The organism is Paraburkholderia agricolaris (genome assembly GCF_009455635.1).
GTDB classification, from domain to species: Bacteria; Pseudomonadota; Gammaproteobacteria; order Burkholderiales; family Burkholderiaceae; genus Paraburkholderia; species Paraburkholderia agricolaris.
On the sequence record NZ_QPER01000002.1, the window covers coordinates 2,274,654 to 2,293,246 of the forward strand.

Consider the following 18,593-nt stretch of genomic DNA (forward strand, 5'->3'; position numbering starts at 1 on the left):
GGCGAGCCGGACGCGCTTGCGGCACACCCCACGGCCAACTGAAGGTGAAGTAACCATGGCAAACGATCAACCCCCGCGGCCCTCCCGGCGCGGTTTTCTGAAGGCCGGCAGTGCGGCGGTCGCAGCGGGCGCGAGCCTGGGTGCGACCGGCGTCGCCCAGGCCGCGCTTGGCAAGACGCCGGCACACGCCGCCGATCCGACCCAGGCAGTCGAACCGTTCTACGGCTTGCATCAAGGCGGCATTGTCACCCCGCAGCAGAGCCACACGTATGTGGCCGCGCTCGATCTGACAACCGCGAACCGCGACGACGTGATCGCGCTGCTGCGTGCGTGGACCGACGCCGCCGCGCGCATGACGCAAGGCAACACGGCAGCCCCGCTGCCGACCGGCGCCGCGGCCAGAACCGAGCTGACCGACACCAAGGCTGATACGCCGGTCAGCACGAAGGCCGATGCGAAGACTGGCAGCACCGCCGACAAGCCCGCCGACAGCACGGCCAACGACACGGCCTACAGCCCGACCAACACCAAAGCCGCGCCCGATTCCGGCGACGTGCTCGGTCTCGGCCCGTGCGGCCTGACGATCACGTTCGGTTTCGGCCCGGGTCTGTTCACGAAGGACGGCAAGGACCGCTACGGCCTCGCCGCGCGACGCCCCGCTGCGCTCGTCGATCTGCCGCGTTTCAACGGCGACCAGTTGATCGAGCAGAAGACCGGCGGCGACCTGTTCATCCAGGCCTGCGCGAACGATCAGCAGGTCGCGTTTCACGCGGTCCGGCAATTGGCGCGCCTCGCTTACGGCACCGCCGCGATGCGCTGGGGCCAATCCGGTTTCCTGTCCGGTCCGCGCGGTCAGACGCCGCGTAATCTGATGGGTTTCAAGGACGGCACGAACAACCCGTCGACCGCGAAGCCGCAGTTGATGAACGAATTCGTCTGGGCCGGCGCCACTGCCGACGCACCGTGGATGGAAGGCGGCACCTACACCGTGGTACGCCGCATCCGCATCACGCTCGAGCACTGGGACAACACCGAAGTCGACTTCCAGGAACAGGTGTTCGGCCGTCACAAATATAGCGGCGCGCCGATCGGCAAGAAGAACGAGTTCGATCCGGTGAACCTGAAGGAAGAAGACAAGGACGGCAATCCGGTGATCCCGGAGAACTCGCACGTGCGTCTGTCGAATCAGGCCAGCAACAACGGTGCGCAGATTCTGCGCCGCTCCTATTCGTACAACGACGGCACGAACTTCTACATCGAGCGCTGGCCGCCATGGCGTCAGGAAACCGAATACGACGCGGGGCTGATTTTCCTCGCTCATCAGAGCGACCCGCGTACCGGCTTCATTCCGATCAACGAAAAGCTCTCGAAGTTCGACATGATGAACCAGTTCACGACGCACGTAGGCAGCGCGGTATTCGCGGTGCCGCCTGGCGCGAAACCGGGTTCGTATATCGGCGCAGGGCTGTTCGAGACGTAATGCAAGCCGCGCAGCAAGCCGCCGGCCATGAGGCAGGCGGCGCTTTGAAGACCAACAACAACATTACTAACGGATTTTAGGATCATGGCTCATTCCTGGTTTGGCACCCGCCTGCGCCTCGTCAGCAGCGCTGCCGCCCTCACGCTGGCCGCGTTCGCAACCGTACCCTCGGCGGCTCACGCTGCGTCGATCACGCTGTACAACGCGCAGCACGAACAGGTCGTCAATCTGCTCGCCAAGGACTTCGAAAAGCAGTCCGGCATTTCGGTGAAGATCCGTAATGGCGAAGGCCCGGCAATGGCGGCGCAAATCGTCGCGGAAGGCGCAGCGACGCCCGCCGACGTGTATTTCACGGAAAACTCGCCCGAGCTGATGCTGCTCGAAGAGAAAGGCCTGCTGAGCAAGGTGGACAGCTCGACGCTCGCCACCGTGCCGGCGCGCTTCAGCTCGCCGACCGGTGCATGGGTGGGCGTGACCGCGCGCGAAAACGTGCTGGCCTACAACACCACCAAGCTGCAACCGTCGCAACTGCCGCAGTCTCTGTTCGATCTGGCCAAGCCGGAATGGAAAGGCAAAGTCGGCATTGCGCCTAGCGACGGCGACTTCCTGCCGCTGGTGAGCGCCGTGCTCGCCCTGAAGGGCGAAGCGCAAACCGTCGCATGGCTGAAGGGCCTGAAAGCCAACGCGCAGATTTTCGACGACGACGAAGGCGTAGTGGCCGCCGTCAATCGCGGCGGTGTTGCAACCGGCCTGATCAACAACTACTACTGGGCACGTCTGCACGCCGAAATCGGCGATTCGAAGACCCGCAGCGCGATCTATCACTTCGGCAACGGCGATGCCGGCGCGACGGTGAACGTGTCGGGCGCAGCGGTGCTGAAGTCGGCCCACAACGCGGACGGCGCACAGAAGTTTCTGGCCTACCTGGTTAGCGAGCGCGCCCAGCAGTTGATGGCGAACAGCCACGTCATGTTCGAGTATCCGCTGCGCGCAGGCGTGGCACCGGACCCGATCCTCAAACCGTTCGCTGAACTGAACCCGCCGGCACTGACCATCCAGCAACTCGGCGACGACAGCCAGGCCGGCAAGCTGCTGCGCCAGGCAGGTTTGCTGTAAATGAGCGATGCCGTATCAGCCGGCCCCCCGGCTGTAACCTCCGCCCCGGCGCGCGCCCGTCTGCGCGCGCCGCGCGGGTTGTTCGCGGCAGCAGCACTCAGCGCTTTGCTGGTGTTGCTGCCGATTGCGTTTACCTTCTGGCGTGCGGCGAGCTTCGGTCTCGGTGAAGCGGTCGATCTGATCTTCCGGCCGCTCGTCGGCGAACTGCTGATCAACACGCTATTGATCACCGTGTCGGCCACACTCGTTTGCGCCGTCGTCGGTACGGCGGCCGCGTGGTTTGTCGAACGCACGCATTTGCCGGGGCGTCGCATCTGGGCCGTGCTCGCCGCCGCTCCGCTCGCGATGCCCGCCTTCATTTCGAGCTATGCATGGGTGTCGCTGAGTCAGGATTTGCAGGACTTCAACGGCGCGCTGCTGGTGCTGAGCTCCGCCTATTTCCCGCTCGTCTACCTGCCCGTGGCCGCCGCGTTGCGCAGCATGGACCCGGCGCTGGAAGAAAGTGCGCGCGCGCTCGGCTGCAACCGCTGGACCACGTTCCTGCGCGTCGTGCTGCCGCAACTGCGTCCGGCGCTGCTCGGCGGCATGCTGCTGGTCGCGCTCGGCGTGCTGTCTGAATTCGGTGCGTTTACGCTGCTGCGCTTTCATACCTTCACCACGCAAATCTACGCGGAGTTCCGCACCAGTTTCGACGGCGGCGGCGCTTCGTTGCTCGCGTGCCTGCTGATCGTGATCTGCCTCGTCGTGCTGGCATTCGAGTTTCGGGTACGCGGCGCGGCGCGTTATGAACGCGTCGATCGCGGTACGCGTCGCGCGGTATTGCGCTACGACCTCGGCGCATGGCGCTGGATCGTCGTCGCCGGCTTCGCCGCGCTGGCGATCACCACGCTCGGCGTGCCGCTCGGCATGATCGGCTACTGGCTCACGCAGCCAGGCGCGGCTGCCGTCACACCGGCCGACGTGTCGCCCGAACTGCTATTCAACGCGACGATCTCGTCGCTCGGGTTCGGACTCGCTGCCGCCCTGCTGACCACGCTGCTGGTCGTGCCGCTCGCCTTCCTGCTGGTACGTTATCCGACCCGCTTCGCGACGCTGTTCGAACGCACCGTGTTTCTGGCGCAGGGCATCCCGGGGCTGGTGATCGCACTGGCGATCGTGTCGCTCGCGGTGCATGCGCTGCAACCGCTTTATCAAAGCGCGACGCTGCTGGTGATCGCCTACGCGATGCTGTTCATGCCGGTGGCGCTGGTGAGCGTGCGGGCGGCCTTCATGCAGGCGCAGCCGCGCCTCGAAGAAACCGCTCGCGCGCTCGGCCTGAGCTGGACGCAGACGCTGTTGCGCGTAGTGTTGCCGCTGGCGGGTCCCGGACTCGGCGCGGCAGCGGCGATGGTGTTCATCTCCGTCGTTACCGAGTTGAATGCCACCCTGCTGCTCTCGCCGATCGACACGCAAACCCTCGCAACCCAGGTCTGGGCCGACACCTCGACCATGGCGTTCGCCGCCGCAGCACCCTATGCGGCGCTGCTCACCGGCATTTCGCTGTTCGCCTCCGGTCTCCTGTTCGCGTTGCTCGGCAAGTCGGCGTTGCTCGGCGAACGTAGCTAAATTTCGCGCACTCTCGCCCGCTTTTTCCATCGGATTTTCATGAGCGAACTTCGTATCCGCGGACTGCAAAAATCGTTCGACGGCCATCCGGTGCTGCACGGCATCGATCTCTCCGTCGAGCGCGGCACGCTGCTCGCGCTGCTCGGACCGTCCGGCAGCGGCAAGACCACCTTGCTGCGCCTCCTGTGCGGCTTCGAACGCGCGGATGGCGGCAGCGTCGAAATCGACGGCCGCCGCGTCGTCGGCGACAACCTGCATGTGCCTTCCGAACAGCGCCGCATCGGCTATGTGCCGCAGGAAGGCGCACTGTTTCCACATCTTTCCGTGGCGGACAACATCGTATTCGGCCTGCCGCGCACGCAGCGCCGCGCGCGGCATCGTGTGGCCGAATTGCTGGAACTGGTCGGCTTGCCGGCGAACTTTGCCGAACGCGCGCCGCAGCAGTTGTCAGGCGGCCAGCAGCAGCGTGTCGCACTGGCCCGCGCGCTTGCGCCGTCGCCGACCCTGGTGATGCTTGATGAGCCCTTTTCATCGCTCGACGCGGCTTTGCGGCTCGAAACGCGCCAGGCGGTGGCCAGCGCGTTGGCCGCAGCCGGCGCGACCGCCGTGCTCGTCACGCACGATCAATCGGAGGCCTTGTCGCTCGGCCACGAGGTCGCGGTGCTGTGGAACGGCCGGCTGATCCAGACCGCGACGCCGGAGACGCTGTACCGCAGGCCGGTGACGCGCGAGCTTGCCTCCTTCGTCGGTGAAGCGGTGTTGTTGCCGGGCACGGTCAGGCAGGATCGCGTCAACTGCGAGCTCGGCGATTTGCCGCTGTGCGAGCCGATGGGCAACGGCGCGGTCGACGTCATGGTCCGGCCTGAACAGATTCGTCTGTTGCGTGCCGAAGAAACCATGCCGGATGGCGCGGCGTCGTATGCCGCCGTGGTGCGCGAGGTGATTTTCCAGGGGCAGGACGCGGGCGTCGCGCTGCAATTGCAGTCCGGCGCGCAGACGATGGTGCGCGCTCGTGTGCCGGGGTATCTGTCGCCACAGCCAGGCGAAAACGTGCGGCTTGCCGTGGATGGCGCAGTGACGGCTTATCCGCGGGCTTGAGCGGGGCGCGCTGGTCAGTCGCTCATGCAGTCGCTCATGCAGTCGCTCATGCAGCAGCCGCTCCCCGCATTGGCGTTTGCGGACGCAGCGACAAATCCTGCACCATCTGCGCGGCCAGATAATCGCACGTCGGCCGGTCCGATTTGGCGCTGCGCGCCACCACGATTTCCAGCGGTGCGATCTTCGGCAAGCCTTGCGCCTCACCGAGTATCGCGAGCCGCGGCGGCACGCTGCAACGCGTGAGCGCGATCACCGACAACCCCGCATCCACGGTTGCCACCAAACCCATCAAGCTTGCGCTGCTAAACGCCGCCCGATAGCGGATCCGCGCACCGTCGAGCGCCGCCAGCGTATGGTGGCGCGCGATACAGCCCGGCTCATAAAGCCCGACCGGCAACGGCGACGCCGCCAGCACCGGCGTATCCAGCGACGCCCCCACCCATACCATCGGCTCGCTGCGCACGAATTCACCGCGCAGTTTGCGGTCGCGCGTGACGAAGGCGAGATCGATCTTGTTATCGGCCAGCATCGGCGCGAGCGATGTGCTCTGCGCGCAGACGATCTCGATCTCCACGTGCGGATACAGATTCGAAAAGCGCCGCAACACTGGCGAGAGCAACGACGACACGTAATCGTCCGGCGCGCCGAGCACCACGCGCCCGGTCACTTCGGGCCGCACGATCGCCGACCACGCCTCCTCGTGCAACGCCAGCACGCGCCGGGCGTATTCGAGCAAGGTATTGCCTGGCCGGGTGAGTGAGAGATTGCGCGTGTTGCGGGCGAACAGCGTGGTGCCAAGCATGGTTTCGAGCCGCTTGATCTGCATGCTGACCGCCGCCTGCGAACGGTGCACGGTGGTCGAAGCTTTCGTGAAGCTGCCCGTTTCCACCACCGCGACGAAGGTGCGCAGCAAATCGACGTCGAATTCGGGGTGCATGATTTATCAATCCAGCTTATGGAATTTCTCAATTTAATTCGTTTGTCGATGCAAGGCAAGCGGCGCAATACTGGGACTCCCTTATGTGACTCCACCTACGCGACCCCACCTTAAGGAGCGGTTTCGCATGTCCCTCACCCAACGTCAGCAAGGCGCCATTACGCTGGCCAGCGGCGGCCTTCTGATGGGCACGCTCGGCATTTTCGTCGAGGAAGCGCGGCTCGGCGCGCTGACGCTGGTGTTCTTTCGCTGCCTGTTCGGCTTCCTCTCGCTCGCCGCGTATTGCTCGTGGAAAGGCTTCTTCACGCGTGCGCATTTCACCCGGCGCACCGTCGCGCTCGCGCTGATCTCCGGCGTCCTGATGGTCACGCAGTGGGTCGGTTTCTTCGACGCAATTCATCGCACCAGCATTGCGGTGGCGACGGTGGTGTTTCACGTGCAGCCGTTCTGGGTCGTGTTGATGGGCGCGGCACTGTTCCACGAACGCCTCGGCGCCGACCGGCTCGGCTGGATCGCGACGGCCTTCGTCGGGCTCGTGCTGGCCTCGGGCGTTGCGGCTACCGAGAATCTGCAGGGACATACCAGCTATCTGATCGGTATCGCCGAGGCATTGGTGGGCTCGGTGCTATACGCGAGCGTCACACTGATCGCCAAGGGACTCGGCAATCTGCGGCCACATCTGCTGACGCTCGCGCAATGCGCAGTGGGCGTGGTGTGCCTGCCGTTCATTGCGCCCCTCACTGCCGTACATATCGGGCCGATGCAATGGTTCTGGCTGGTCGGCATGGGCGTGCTGCATACGGGGCTCTCGTATGTGCTGATCTACGGCGCGCTGCCGAAGCTGACCACGCCCATCATCGCCGTGCTGCTGTTCGTCTATCCGCTGACCGCGATCGTGGTCGATGCCGTTGTGTATGGGCGGGCGCTCTCGCTGCCGCAACTCGCGGGCATGGCCTTGATCGTGATCGCCAGCCTCGGCGTGAATCTGGGCTGGCCGCTACTGTCGGTGTTGCGCCCCGGTGGACGTGCGCGGCATCACGCGGACTGACGGTTGATCGCTGAGCCGCGGGCGGCTGCTTACTGAGCAGTCGCCCGCCGCTTGCCGTTTATCGCTTACCGCCATCGCAGCGGCGGCTCGCGGACCACCTCAGCTTTCATTTCGTCGAAAAAATCCCTGCAAAAACCCCGCATTTTCCATTCATTTCGCACAATCGCGAATAGTTCTCGTTTATAATTTCTGAATATTACAAGCCGGGCATTGACCCGGCTTTCGTTGTACCTCCCGTTCCCACATCGACATGCCAATCCGAGGCAGCCGATGTCACGTCTGTGCATTTCGCGCACTGACGCATGGTGCCCCGGCCGTTTCAATTTCCGGATTCATTCGACAGCAACAGGGGAATTCATCACTTCGTCTCGCCTGACCGACCACACGATTTCTGCCTGATCGTGCGCGCCAGCCTGCGTCCTCCTCGCACCCGCCTGGCGCTTTTGCATGACCGCTTTTGCTGCCCCCCCCCAAAAACCAATAACACCACCGATCCACACTCGAAGAACGTTGCCATGAACGTCAAAAAGAATACGTATCGCGCACTACTGCTCGCCACTTCTCTCGCCAGCGCCAAACCTTTGCTGGCGCAGCAAGCAACACCCGCCACCGGCGCGCCCGACAACACGCTGCCTGCCATCGCCGTCCAGGCCGCAGCCGATCGCTCCTACGACTCGAGCACCTCGAACACCGCGACGAAGATGAACATGTCGCTGATGGACGTGCCGCAAACGGTCAACGTCGTGCCGCGCGCGCTGCTCGACGAACAGAACGCGACCTCGCTGCAGGACGCGTTGCGCAACGTGCCCGGCGTCGGCTTTTCGGTCGGCGACGGTCAGCGCGATCAGATCACCTTGCGCGGCTTCAACAACATCACCGATCAGTACGTCGACGGCATTCGCGACGACGCGCTCTACTATCGCGATCTGTCGAACGTTGAACGTGTCGACGTCCTGAAGGGTCCCGCGGCCGTGCTCTATGGACGCGGCTCGGCCGGCGGCCTGATCAACCGCGTGCTGAAAAAGCCGACGGCCAATCCCCAGCAGGCGGTAGGCGTAACGCTCGGCACCGAAGGCGAACGGCGCGGCGAATTCGATCTCGGCTGGAATGCGAACGACGCCGCGCGTTTTCGCATTACCGGTGCCGCCGAAAACTCGAATAGCTTTCGCGACCAGTTCCAGTTGAATCGCCAGGCGGTGGCGCCATCCGCGCAATTCCGCATCGATAAGGACACCATCCTCAATATCGAAGCCGATTATCTGCACGACCGCCGCACTTCGGATCAAGGTCTGCCCGCCTATCTCGGCCGCCCGGTCAACGTGCCGATCAACACGTATTACGGTTCGGCCAACGCTGCGAGCACGTCCTATAACGACGTGGACGCGAAGAGCGCGACCGTGTCGCTCGATCACCGCTTCAACGATTCGCTGTCGCTGCACACGGCCGTGCGTGCATACGACTTCTCGCTCGAACGCAAAAACTATGTGACGTATGAGCCGATCAGGACGGCGCAGAACCCGGTCGTCACACTCGATCAAAGCACCCGCTTTCGCCAGGATCATGGCGTGGATGGCCTCTTCGAGCTGACGCAGAAAACCACGCTGTTCGGCATGAAACACGAGCTGCTGTACGGCGTCGAGCTGTCGCAACAGCAAAAATTCGACACCATCTACTCGACCAGCAAGGTCGCCACGTACAGCCTGTACGATCCGCAACTCGTCAACTTGCCGGGTGTTACCCCGGGCACGGCGGCAAAGACGAATGCATCCACCGTGCTAGGACTCGCCGGCGTCTACGCGCAAGACCTGATCTCGCTGACCGAGCACTGGAAGATTCTTGCCGGCCTGCGCTTCGACTATCTGACGCAAACCCGCAACGACTACACGTCGGCGCACGTGAATCTGGATCGCACGGATCGCGCGTGGAGTCCGCGTGTCGGTCTGATTTACGAGCCGCTCGATTGGGTGTCGCTGTACGCGTCGTATAGTCAGTCGTTCTCCCCGCTTGCCGATACGTTGATCAGCAGCGGCGCGTTCGCGAACGGCTCCGCGCTGGCGCCCCAGAAGACCACCAGCTTCGAAGTCGGCTCGAAGTTCGATCTGGGCCGCGCGAGCGCGAGCATCGCGCTGTTCGACATGAAGCAGACCAATCAGCAGATCGCCGATCCGTCCAACCCGACTTACGCTCTGCCGATCGGCACGCAGCACGTACGCGGACTGGAACTGTCCACCACCGGTGAGATCGCGCCGAAGTGGTCGGTGTACGCGGGCTATGCGTATCTGAACGGCAACGTCGACGGCTCGCCGCAAGCGAGTTCAGCCGGGCTGGTGCTGCACAACAATACGCCGGGCCTGATGCCGCGGCATAGCGCGAGCGTGTGGATCAAACGCGATCTGAAGTACGGGTTCTACGCGGCCGGCGGTGCGCAATTCCAGTCGGCGCGCTATACGTCGGCCAGCGACGCGGTCACGCTACCTTCTTTCGTGACGTTCGATCTCGGTGCGGGATATCACGGCAAGAACGTGGACGTGGCGTTGACGCTGGATAACCTGTTCGACCGCAAGTACTTCATCGCCGCACACGGTAACGCGGATATGTACAACATGCCGGGTGCGCCGCGCACGCTGACGGTGTCGGCAAGGTGGCATATGTGAGCGCTGTGATGCGTTGATGCGTTGAACGAAAAACCGGGCAGCGCGCCCGGTTTTTTCGTCCAGCATCACTGCGGCAGCACCTCGCCCTTAGTCTCCGGTGCAAACGGAATCACGAACAAACCAGCAACAAACGCCAGCGCCGTGAGCGCCACCGGCACGCCGAGCGTATGCATATGCAGCACCGCTGCGCCGAGCAGAAAGTTGACACCCGCCCCGATAAACCGTCCGAACGAAGTGCAGAACGCGAACGCTGTGGCCCGGACGCGGGTCTCGAACTGCTCTGGCAACCACAGGCTGAACAGCGCAAAATTGCCGCCGAAGAAGCCCAGCACAAAGAGCCACGCGATAAACGGCGCAAGTCCATTCGGCAGATAGAACGCCCAGCCGAAACTGCCGGCAATCGCTACCGCCATGCCGACGAAATAAATCGCCAGCGTCTTCTTACGCCCAATCCGTTCCGCGAGCGGCGGCAACGCGAGACAACCGAGAATCGTTGCGATCGACAGCAAGCCGGTTGCCAGCGAGGCCGTCCTGATTGCGTCGTTCTTCGTCATACCGGCCTTGGTGGCCAGCTGAATCACCGCTGAGGGCTCGTAGACCGCACCCGCCCACAAACCGACGATCGCGATCGTCAACAGAATGCACGCAACCCATGTGCGGCGCCGATACGTCGGCCCGAGGATTTCGCGCAGCGGTTTGGCACGCACGGTGCGCTCCTCGGCCTTCTGCCACTTCTCCGATTCCTTCACACGCAGCAGCACCAGAATCGCGACCACGACCGGCACCGCGCCGGTCAGGAACATCGCGCGCCAGCCGAAATGCACGCCGATCGTGTAGTTGAGCGCCGCCGCCAGAAAGAACCCCGCGTAGTAGCCCGTTTGCAGATACCCGGCGCCCATCTTGCGGCGATCTTCCGGCCATGCCTCGGCCACATACGTGCCCGCCAGCGCCCACTCGCCGCCGATCCCCACGCCGGCAATGAAGCGATAGATGGCGAGTTCCCATACGTTGTGCGACGTCGCAGCCAGTCCCGTGAAAATGGCGAAGGTGAAAATGGTGCCCGCCAGCACCTTGGTGCGGCCGAAGCGATCCGCCAACGGCCCCCAGATGAACGACAGCCCCCAGCCGACCAGGAATAGCGCAAACAGAATCGAACCGGCAAGGCCGACATTCGCGGGCGTCGCCGCATAGCCCGAGCGCGGCAGCAGTTCGGTCAACGCCGGCGTCAACACAAGCGCGTAGATGAACGAATCCATCCCGTCGAGCGTCCAGCCGGCCCACGCGCCCCAAAACCCCGCGATCTGCGAACGATTGAGCGGCGTACGGCGCCGCGCGGCCGACGTGCGGTCGGTTAGTGAACTCATCATGCTCCTCCAGCCCTGCGGTTGACGTACGTGTCTGACATAAAGGAAACGACGGGATGGTGCGCTTGCCGATGACTCGATTCGCCTCGTATAACGTCGAGAGATACAACGCAGGAAGAGCATCGCAGCCGGCCGGTGGTCAAAAACTTTCCGGGTTTGCCCGCCTGTAAATGACGCATTTTCATATATAATATTTGATATCATGAACGATGCAACAGATGGTTTTCCCCTGGACGCCCAGGCGCGCAGCCCGCTTCTACCGGTAGCAGCGCCCCGTGAGAGCATGTCCCACGTGATCGCGGAGGCGCTGCGCGCGGCGATTGTCGACGGCAGCCTGGCGCCTGGTGCGCCGCTGCGGCAGGACGCGATCGCCCGGCATTTCTCGGTCAGCGCAATTCCCGTGCGCGAAGCCTTGCGCCAGCTCGAAAGCGAAGGCTGGACGAGAACTGCCGTGCACAAAGGCGCGAGCGTCGCCCCTTTATCGGCGGACGAAGCACGCGAGATCTATGAGATCCGCTCCGCGCTGGAGAGCCTCGCCATCGGCCTCGCGATTCCGAATCACACCGCCGCCACGCTGCGCGAATCCGCCGCGCTCTGCCGCGCCGCCGAGCGCGAGCCGGACCCGTCGCTGTACGTCGCGCGTAATGTGGCCTTTCATATGAGCCTGTATGCGCCCGCCGTCCGTCCGCAACTCGAGGACATGATCGGCACCCTGCACCGGCGCGGCGAACGGTATCTGCGCCTGAAGTTCGGTTTGCCGTCGTACAAGGGCGAGTCGGACAATGAACACGTCGCCCTGCTCGATGCGGTACAGCGCCGCGATATTCCTGCTGCACAGTCGCTGGTTGTCGCGCATCTGCTCGGCACCGGCGAGCTGCTCCATCGTTTTCTGACCGAACGCGCGCAAGCGGAAGCCGCGCTTGCGAATCAACCCAAGCCGCGCGCCAGACGCACGCGCACCACCGGGAGCTGAATCCGCCGATGAACCACCCCGCCGAAGCCACTGAAGCGTCCATCGCCACGCGCTCCTGGACGACCCGCCGCGACGAAAAGAACCGTCGCCTCGCGGCCATTGCACCGTGGCTGGAAGACGGCATCCTGCCGACCAACCGCATCGTCGATGCACTCGAAACACTGATTCAACCTGGAGACCGCGTCGCACTCGAAGGCGACAACCAGAAACAGGCCGACTTCCTGTCCCGCTCGTTTGCCAAGGTCGATCCGCAAAAGATCCACGACGTGCATCTGCTGATTTCGAGCATCAGTCGTCCTGAGCATCTAACACTGTTCGAACGCGGTATCACGCACAAGGTCGATTTCTCGTTTGCCGGGCCGCAGAGTTTGCGCGTCGCGCAGTTGCTCGAAGATGGCCAACTGGAAATCGGCGCGATCTATACGTACGTCGAGTTGTACGCACGCATGTTCGTCGACCTCACGCCGCACGTCGCGCTGCTGTGCGCGGAGAAGGCCGACCGTCACGGCAACCTGTACACCGGTCCGAACACCGAAGACACGCCGACCATTGCCGAAGCCGCCGCGTTCCGGCATGGCATCGTGATCGTGCAGGTCAATGAGATCGTCGACGAACTGCCGCGCGTCGATATCCCGGGTTCGTGGGTCGATGTGGTCGTGCAGGCGGATCGGCCCTTCGCGGTCGAACCGCTGTTCACGCGCGACCCGCGGCATATCGGCGATCTGCAGGTGCTCACCGCGATGATGGTGATTCGCGGCATCTACGAACCGTACGGCGTGAGTTCGTTGAATCACGGTATCGGCTTCGATACCGCGGCGATCGAATTGTTGCTGCCCACGTATGGCGAATCGCTCGGCCTGAAAGGCAAAATCTGCCGCAACTGGACCCTTAATCCGCATCCCACCATGATCCCCGCGATCGAATCGGGATGGGTCGACAGCATCCATTGCTTCGGTAGCGAAGTCGGCATGGAGGCGTATATCGAAGCGCGTCCTGACGTATTTTTCACGGGCAACGACGGCAGCCTGCGCTCGAACCGCGTGCTGTGCCAACTGGCCGGTCAATACGGTGTCGATCTGTTTATCGGCTCGACCTTGCAGATCGACGCGGACGCGAATTCATCGACGGTCACGCGCGGACGTCTTGCCGGTTTCGGCGGTGCGCCGAACATGGGCCACGATCCGCGCGGCCGGCGTCATTCGAGCGAAGCATGGCTCAAGCTGCTGAAGAACCAGGGTCCGGTCTCGCGCGGGCAAAAGCTGGTCGTGCAGATGGCCGAAACGTACAAGAAAGGCGGCGAACCGACTTTCGTCGATGAACTCGACGCGGTCGCTGTCGGCGCGAAAAGCGGCATGCCGATTGCACCTGTGATGATCTACGGCGACGACGTGAGCCATGTCGTCACGGAGGAAGGCATCGCGTATCTGCACAAGGCCGAAGGAATCGACGAGCGGCGTGCGGCGCTGGCTGCGGTGGCCGGTGTGACGCCGATCGGGTTGCGCGCGAAGCCGGAGAAGACGGCCGAGTTACGTCGGCGCGGCATCGTCGCGTATCCGGAGGACCTCGGCATTCGGCGCGGCGAAGCGAAGCGTTCGCTGCTGGCGGCACGCAGCATCGACGATCTGGTGACGTGGTCGGGTGGCCTGTACGCGCCGCCGGCCCGCTTCAGGAGCTGGTAACAATGGCGCCTGCTGCTTTGCTCGAACGCGAGGCCGGCGCCATGCCGGCGATGCAAGCTGAATGCATGCCCCGCACCGCTGCATTGACTGACCGAAAGACGGCCGGCGTCGGAATACGCACGGCACTCTCCGATACGCAACTTGCGCACTACGCCGTCACCGCGCTAATCGAAGAAGCGCAACTTACGCCGAAGCCCGCGTTAGTCGACCGGCGCGGCAGCGGCGCGCATCGCGACCTCGATCTCGCCACCATGCTGCGCTCGGCACACACGCTCGAACCGACCTTCGCGGCGCTGGCACGCGCAGCACGCCAGCGCCGCGAACCCTCCGCGCTGTTGCGTGCCGAACTCGCGCAAATCGGCCGCGCCGGCGAGCAGAACATGTTGCATGCCACTGGCGGCAGCAACGCACATCGCGGCGCAATCTGGATTGTCGGCTTGCTGGTGGCAGGTGCATCGATGTCAAGCAGTGCCACGCGTTTGAACGCGCCCAAGATTTGCACGCTCGCCGCGCGGATTGCGTGCTTCCCGGATCGCTTCGCCGCTCCCACCGATAGTCACGGCGAACGCGCGCGGCAGCGCTATCAGGTGGGTGGCGCGCGCCGTGAGGCACAGGACGGTTTCCCGCACGTCATCGATATCGGTTTGCCCGCGTTGCACGCGGCGCGAGCCAACGGTGTCGACGAAAACGCCGCGCGCATCGACGCCCTGCTCTCGATCATGGCCTCACTCGACGACACCTGCCTGCTGCATCGCGCGGGTTTGCCTGGTTTGCACGCTGCGCAGCACGGCGCTCACCGTGTGCTGGAGGCCGGCGGAAGTTCGACGCCGGACGGCCAGGCCGCCTTCGTGGCACTGGAACACGCACTGCTGTCGCTCAACGCATCCCCTGGCGGCGCAGCCGATCTGCTCGCCGCCACTCTCTTTCTCGACATGCTGGCGCATCACGACGCCGCTGGGAGCTCAGCCTCATGGAACATCTAACCTTCGACTATCCGGCGCAACGCGCCGTCACGACCCGCGCGCATGTCGGCGTAGTCGGCTCGGGCGATCTGGAAGTCCTGCTGTCGCCTGCCGAAACCAGTGCGGCCCTGAGCGCGCATGTGGTTGTGCGGACCAGCGTCGACGGTTACAGCCACATCTGGAAGAGCGTGCTCGACCGCTTCTTCAGCCGTTACGACGGTGCCGCGCAAATCGAAATCAACGACTTCGGCGCGACACCCGGCGTCGTGGCGCTGCGGCTCGCGGAAGCCATCGAAGCGGCGCAACAGGGGGACGACGCATGAACACCGCCGCCACCGCGCGTTCCGCGCCCATGCTGCTTGACAGCTTCATTGAACTGCCCGCGCGCGAACGTGCCCGCGCGCTGCTCGACGCGGGCACGTTCCGCGAACTGCTCGGACCGTTCGACAAAATCGAATCGCCATGGCTGCCGCTGCAAGGTGTCGTCTGCCAGGCGGATGACGGCTGCGTGATCGCGCGCGGCACCATTGACGGCGAACCGGCCGTGGTCGCCGCGATCGAGTCCGCGTTCCAGGGCGGCAGTATCGGCGAAGTCTCGGGCAGCAAGATCGCCGCTGCGCTCACCATGGCCTTGCGCGACTGCGAACGCGGCAAGATCGTCCGCCCCGTCGTGCTGTTCGAGACCGGTGGCGTGCGGCTTCAGGAAGCCAATCTCGGCCTCGCGGTAATCGCCGAGATTCAGGCCGCGATCGTCGCGTTGCGCCGGCATGTGCCGGTAGTCGGTGTGATCGCGGGAATGGTCGGTTGCTTTGGCGGCATGTCGCTGGCGGCGGCCTTGTGTTCGTATCTGGTCGTGACGAGGCAAGGACGGCTCGGCATGAACGGTCCCGAAGTCATCGAACAGGAAGCCGGTATCGAAGAACTCGACTCGAGCGACCGGCGCCGCGTGTGGCAATTGATCGGCGGCGAACAAAGAGCCGCGACCGCGCTCGCCGATCAACTGGTCGACGACGCTACAGACACCGTGCGCGCAGCCGTGCACGCCGCGTTCAGCCAGGGACTGCCAACCGCGCACCGCAGCGAACAGGTCGATATTTTCCTCGAGCGCCTCGCGCAGATCGACCCGGCCAGTGTGACACCTGAAACGATGCGTGACGTGTACAACCCATCTGCGCAAAACAACGCGCGCAAGGAGCAGGCATGAGCGATACCTCCCTCAGCCGCGGCGCGCGCTGGTTCCATGCGCTGGCCGGCGAACCGTCCAGCAAGGCGCCCGTATGGAGCGCCGATGCGTCGCTCGGCGGTGAGACCGCGCGCTTCATTGCGGTGGTCCCCGATCCCGACAATCGCTTTGCGCGCGCCACCGACAATGTCGTCGGTCTCGAACAAGGCTGGCAGCTCGCGCGCGCGGTACGCGAGGCCATCGCGCAGGACGAAACGAGCGGCACGCGCCGCCCGATCGTCGCGATCGTCGACGTCAAAAGTCAGGCGTATGGCTACCGCGAAGAGATGCTCGGCATTCACCTCGCGTGCGCGGCCGCGGTCGATGCGTACGCGACGGCGCGCGACGCCGGGCATCCGGTGATCGCGCTGATCGTCGGGCCCGCCATGTCCGGCGCGTTCCTCGCGCACGGCTATCAGGCCAACCGGATCGTCGCCCTCGACGCGCCGGGCACGATGGTTCATGCGATGGGCAAGGAAGCAGCCGCCCGGGTCACGCGGCGCACCGTCGAAGCCCTCGACGCGCTCGGCGAAACGATTGTGCCGATGTCGTACTCGATGACGTCGTTTGCCAAGCTTGGCCTGCTCGATCAACTGATCGAAAACGTCGACGCCGATGCACCGGATGCCGCGCAGATCGAGCACGTGCGTCAGGTGCTCACTGGGCAGATTCGCAGCGCCCGCGAAGGTCGGCGCGATCTTTCGCACCGCCTCGAATCGGCAGCGGCGCAGAAGAATCGCGCGGCGTCGATCGAAGTGCGGCGGCGTCTGGCCGAACAATGGGACGCTGCGTAATGCAGGTCTGCGCAACGCCACCGTTCGCGGCCGCTCACGCGCTGTCGTGCGATGCGCGTTGGCGGCCGCATGATCTGTTGCGTCTGAACCGCTTACCGCGCTTCGATAACGAACCGGCATGGGTGCGCGAATCTTTCGAGCGCGCGCCATACGCGGTCGTGAGACGCGCGCTGGCCGCGGACGGCTTCGTGGCGATCGGCGTGCGCGGTATGGAACGGCCGCAGCGTTACGGCACGTGGGTGCATCTGGACGATATCGAAACTGCCATTTCGCCGGAGGCGTTAGCCGGGCGCAGTCCTCTTGCGGGGCGCAATGCGTTGCCCGCTTTTGCGGCCCTTGCCGTCTTGCAACGCGACGCGGCCGGCGGCGCATTGTCTGAATTCGTCTGGGGACCAACCGGCAGCACGGGCTTCGAACTGGCCACCCAGATACCCACCGTTACGTTATCGAGCGATCTTGATCTGCTGATCCGCGCGCCGGACAAACTCTCGCACGACATGGCTATTCAGTTGCTGCACCAGTTGCAAGCCATCGCACAATGCGCCGGCATTCGCGTGGACGCGCAACTGGAAACGCCCGCGGGCGGCGTTGCCCTGACAGAGTGGGCAGCGGGCAAAGCTCGTGTGATGGCGCGCCATGCGCGCGGCCCTCAACTGGTTCGTGATCCGTGGGCGCCCGCTCACGTCGACGCGTGATGCTCGCCCTTCTGTTTCCCGGCCAGGGGGCGCAATCGGACGGATTTCTGCATCGTCTGCCGCAGCACCACGCCGTGACCGATGCGCTCGATGAAGCGTCGCAGGTGCTCGGCACCGACGTACTGACTCTCGACACACCAGACGCACTGCGCTCAACGGTAGCCGTTCAGATCGGCTTGACCGTTGCGGGCGTGGCGATCACGCGCGCACTGGCCGATGCACAACTCACGCCGGAGATCAGCGCGGGGTTGTCAGTGGGTGCCTATGCAGCGGCGGTCAGTTGCGGCGCGATTCGCTTCGATGACGCGTTACGCATGGTACGAAAACGCGCCGAATTGATGGAGACGGCGTACCCGTCCGGCTACGGCCTCGCGGCCGTGTCGGGCTTGACCGAACACCAACTGGAAACACTCGCCGCGCAGCATGTGGACGCGGGCCATCAACGGGTCTATGTCGGCAATGTGAATGCCCCGCGTCAGATCGTCATGGCCGGAGCGAATGCCGCGCTGGACGTGTTCATCGAACGCGCGCTGACCGCGGGCGCTCGCAAAGCTGTCCGTCTTGCGGTGAGCGTGCCGTCGCATTGCGAGCTGCTCGCGCATGCCACGGACGAGCTGGTTGCGTACGCACAACATGTCCCTTTCCACACGCCACAAAGCATCTATGTCGGCAATCGCGGTGGCCGCCCGCTGTACACGGCAGAGGCCATTCGCGACGATCTTGCGACCAATATGCGCCACACCGTACGTTGGTTCGACGCGCTCACCGTCATGCAGGAAATGGGCGCCCGCGTGCTGATCGAAGCGCCGCCGGGTCAGGTATTGACGGACATTGCGCGTGAGAACTTTCCCGATACCACCGCGCTTGCCGCGCACAGCTTCTCGTTCGACAGGCTGGTCGCTACGGCGCGTCGGCGCCTCGCGCTATAGCTGGTGTCGCGACGCGGCCCGGCCGCCTCATTTGACC

16 protein-coding genes are annotated in these 18,593 nt (G+C 64.3%); 14 read left to right on the plus strand and 2 right to left on the minus strand.

Going from position 1 to position 18,593, the window contains the following annotated elements; all coding sequences use genetic code 11:
• Positions 1–55 precede the first annotated feature (55 nt).
• The 4 genes from GH665_RS31485 (at position 56) to GH665_RS31500 (ending at position 5,299) form a co-directional block, all read left to right on the plus strand.
• Positions 56–1,480, plus strand: coding sequence for a Dyp-type peroxidase (locus GH665_RS31485; protein ID WP_167531034.1), 1,425 nt, complete (start codon positions 56–58; stop codon positions 1,478–1,480).
• Positions 1,481–1,564: 84 nt separating this feature from the next.
• Complete coding sequence (locus GH665_RS31490; protein ID WP_153141057.1) at positions 1,565–2,596, plus strand: iron ABC transporter substrate-binding protein; 1,032 nt, start codon at positions 1,565–1,567, stop codon at positions 2,594–2,596.
• Complete coding sequence (locus GH665_RS31495; RefSeq protein ID WP_153141058.1) at positions 2,597–4,201, plus strand: ABC transporter permease; 1,605 nt, start codon at positions 2,597–2,599, stop codon at positions 4,199–4,201.
• A gap of 39 nt (positions 4,202–4,240) precedes the next feature.
• Positions 4,241–5,299: an ABC transporter ATP-binding protein gene (locus GH665_RS31500; protein ID WP_153141059.1), complete on the plus strand. Its 1,059-nt coding sequence runs from the start codon at positions 4,241–4,243 to the stop codon at positions 5,297–5,299.
• A 46-nt stretch (positions 5,300–5,345) separates the two neighbouring features.
• Here GH665_RS31500 and GH665_RS31505 read toward each other — a convergent pair whose 3' ends face one another.
• Positions 5,346–6,236, minus strand: a complete 891-nt coding sequence (locus tag GH665_RS31505; protein WP_153141060.1) for a LysR family transcriptional regulator — start codon at positions 6,234–6,236, stop codon at positions 5,346–5,348.
• 127 nt (positions 6,237–6,363) lie between these two features.
• Here GH665_RS31505 and GH665_RS31510 point away from each other — a divergent pair, with 127 nt between their 5' ends.
• Positions 6,364–7,284 (plus strand): DMT family transporter, encoded by a 921-nt coding sequence (locus GH665_RS31510; protein ID WP_153141061.1) that lies wholly within the window; start codon positions 6,364–6,366, stop codon positions 7,282–7,284.
• 515 nt (positions 7,285–7,799) lie between these two features.
• A complete protein-coding gene (locus tag GH665_RS31515) occupies positions 7,800–9,938 on the plus strand; it encodes a TonB-dependent receptor (RefSeq protein WP_153141062.1) in 2,139 nt (712 codons plus the stop codon).
• Positions 9,939–10,003: 65 nt separating this feature from the next.
• On the opposite strand, the gene GH665_RS31520 is transcribed toward GH665_RS31515, so the two are convergent.
• A complete protein-coding gene (locus tag GH665_RS31520; protein WP_153142387.1) occupies positions 10,004–11,302 on the minus strand; it encodes an MFS transporter in 1,299 nt (432 codons plus the stop codon).
• 202 nt (positions 11,303–11,504) lie between these two features.
• On the opposite strand from GH665_RS31520, the gene GH665_RS31525 reads away from it, so the two are divergent.
• From GH665_RS31525 to mdcH, 8 genes are read left to right on the plus strand one after another with little or no spacing between them, the layout of a single operon-like run.
• Complete coding sequence (locus GH665_RS31525) at positions 11,505–12,275, plus strand: GntR family transcriptional regulator (RefSeq protein ID WP_153141063.1); 771 nt, start codon at positions 11,505–11,507, stop codon at positions 12,273–12,275.
• Between the two features lie 8 nt (positions 12,276–12,283).
• Positions 12,284–13,954 carry a malonate decarboxylase subunit alpha gene (gene mdcA, locus GH665_RS31530; protein ID WP_153141064.1) on the plus strand — a complete coding sequence of 557 codons (1,671 nt, stop codon included), beginning with the start codon at positions 12,284–12,286 and terminating at the stop codon, positions 13,952–13,954.
• 2 nt (positions 13,955–13,956) lie between these two features.
• A complete protein-coding gene (locus tag GH665_RS31535) occupies positions 13,957–14,937 on the plus strand; it encodes a triphosphoribosyl-dephospho-CoA synthase (protein WP_174771766.1) in 981 nt (326 codons plus the stop codon).
• Positions 14,925–15,239 (plus strand): malonate decarboxylase subunit delta, encoded by a 315-nt coding sequence (locus tag GH665_RS31540; RefSeq protein ID WP_153141065.1) that lies wholly within the window; start codon positions 14,925–14,927, stop codon positions 15,237–15,239. Before GH665_RS31535 ends, GH665_RS31540 begins: the two co-directional genes overlap by 13 nt.
• Positions 15,236–16,120, plus strand: coding sequence for a biotin-independent malonate decarboxylase subunit beta (locus GH665_RS31545; protein ID WP_153141066.1), 885 nt, complete (start codon positions 15,236–15,238; stop codon positions 16,118–16,120). The genes GH665_RS31540 and GH665_RS31545 overlap by 4 nt, the downstream gene beginning before the upstream one ends.
• The gene (gene mdcE, locus GH665_RS31550; RefSeq protein ID WP_153141067.1) at positions 16,117–16,932 is read left to right on the plus strand and encodes a biotin-independent malonate decarboxylase subunit gamma; all 816 of its coding nucleotides are present in this window, start codon (positions 16,117–16,119) and stop codon (positions 16,930–16,932) included. The genes GH665_RS31545 and mdcE overlap by 4 nt, the downstream gene beginning before the upstream one ends.
• Positions 16,932–17,627 carry a malonate decarboxylase holo-ACP synthase gene (locus tag GH665_RS31555; RefSeq protein ID WP_153141068.1) on the plus strand — a complete coding sequence of 232 codons (696 nt, stop codon included), beginning with the start codon at positions 16,932–16,934 and terminating at the stop codon, positions 17,625–17,627. Before mdcE ends, GH665_RS31555 begins: the two co-directional genes overlap by 1 nt.
• Positions 17,627–18,556, plus strand: coding sequence for a malonate decarboxylase subunit epsilon (mdcH, locus tag GH665_RS31560; protein WP_153141069.1), 930 nt, complete (start codon positions 17,627–17,629; stop codon positions 18,554–18,556). The genes GH665_RS31555 and mdcH overlap by 1 nt, the downstream gene beginning before the upstream one ends.
• The last annotated feature ends 37 nt before the right edge of the window (positions 18,557–18,593 follow it).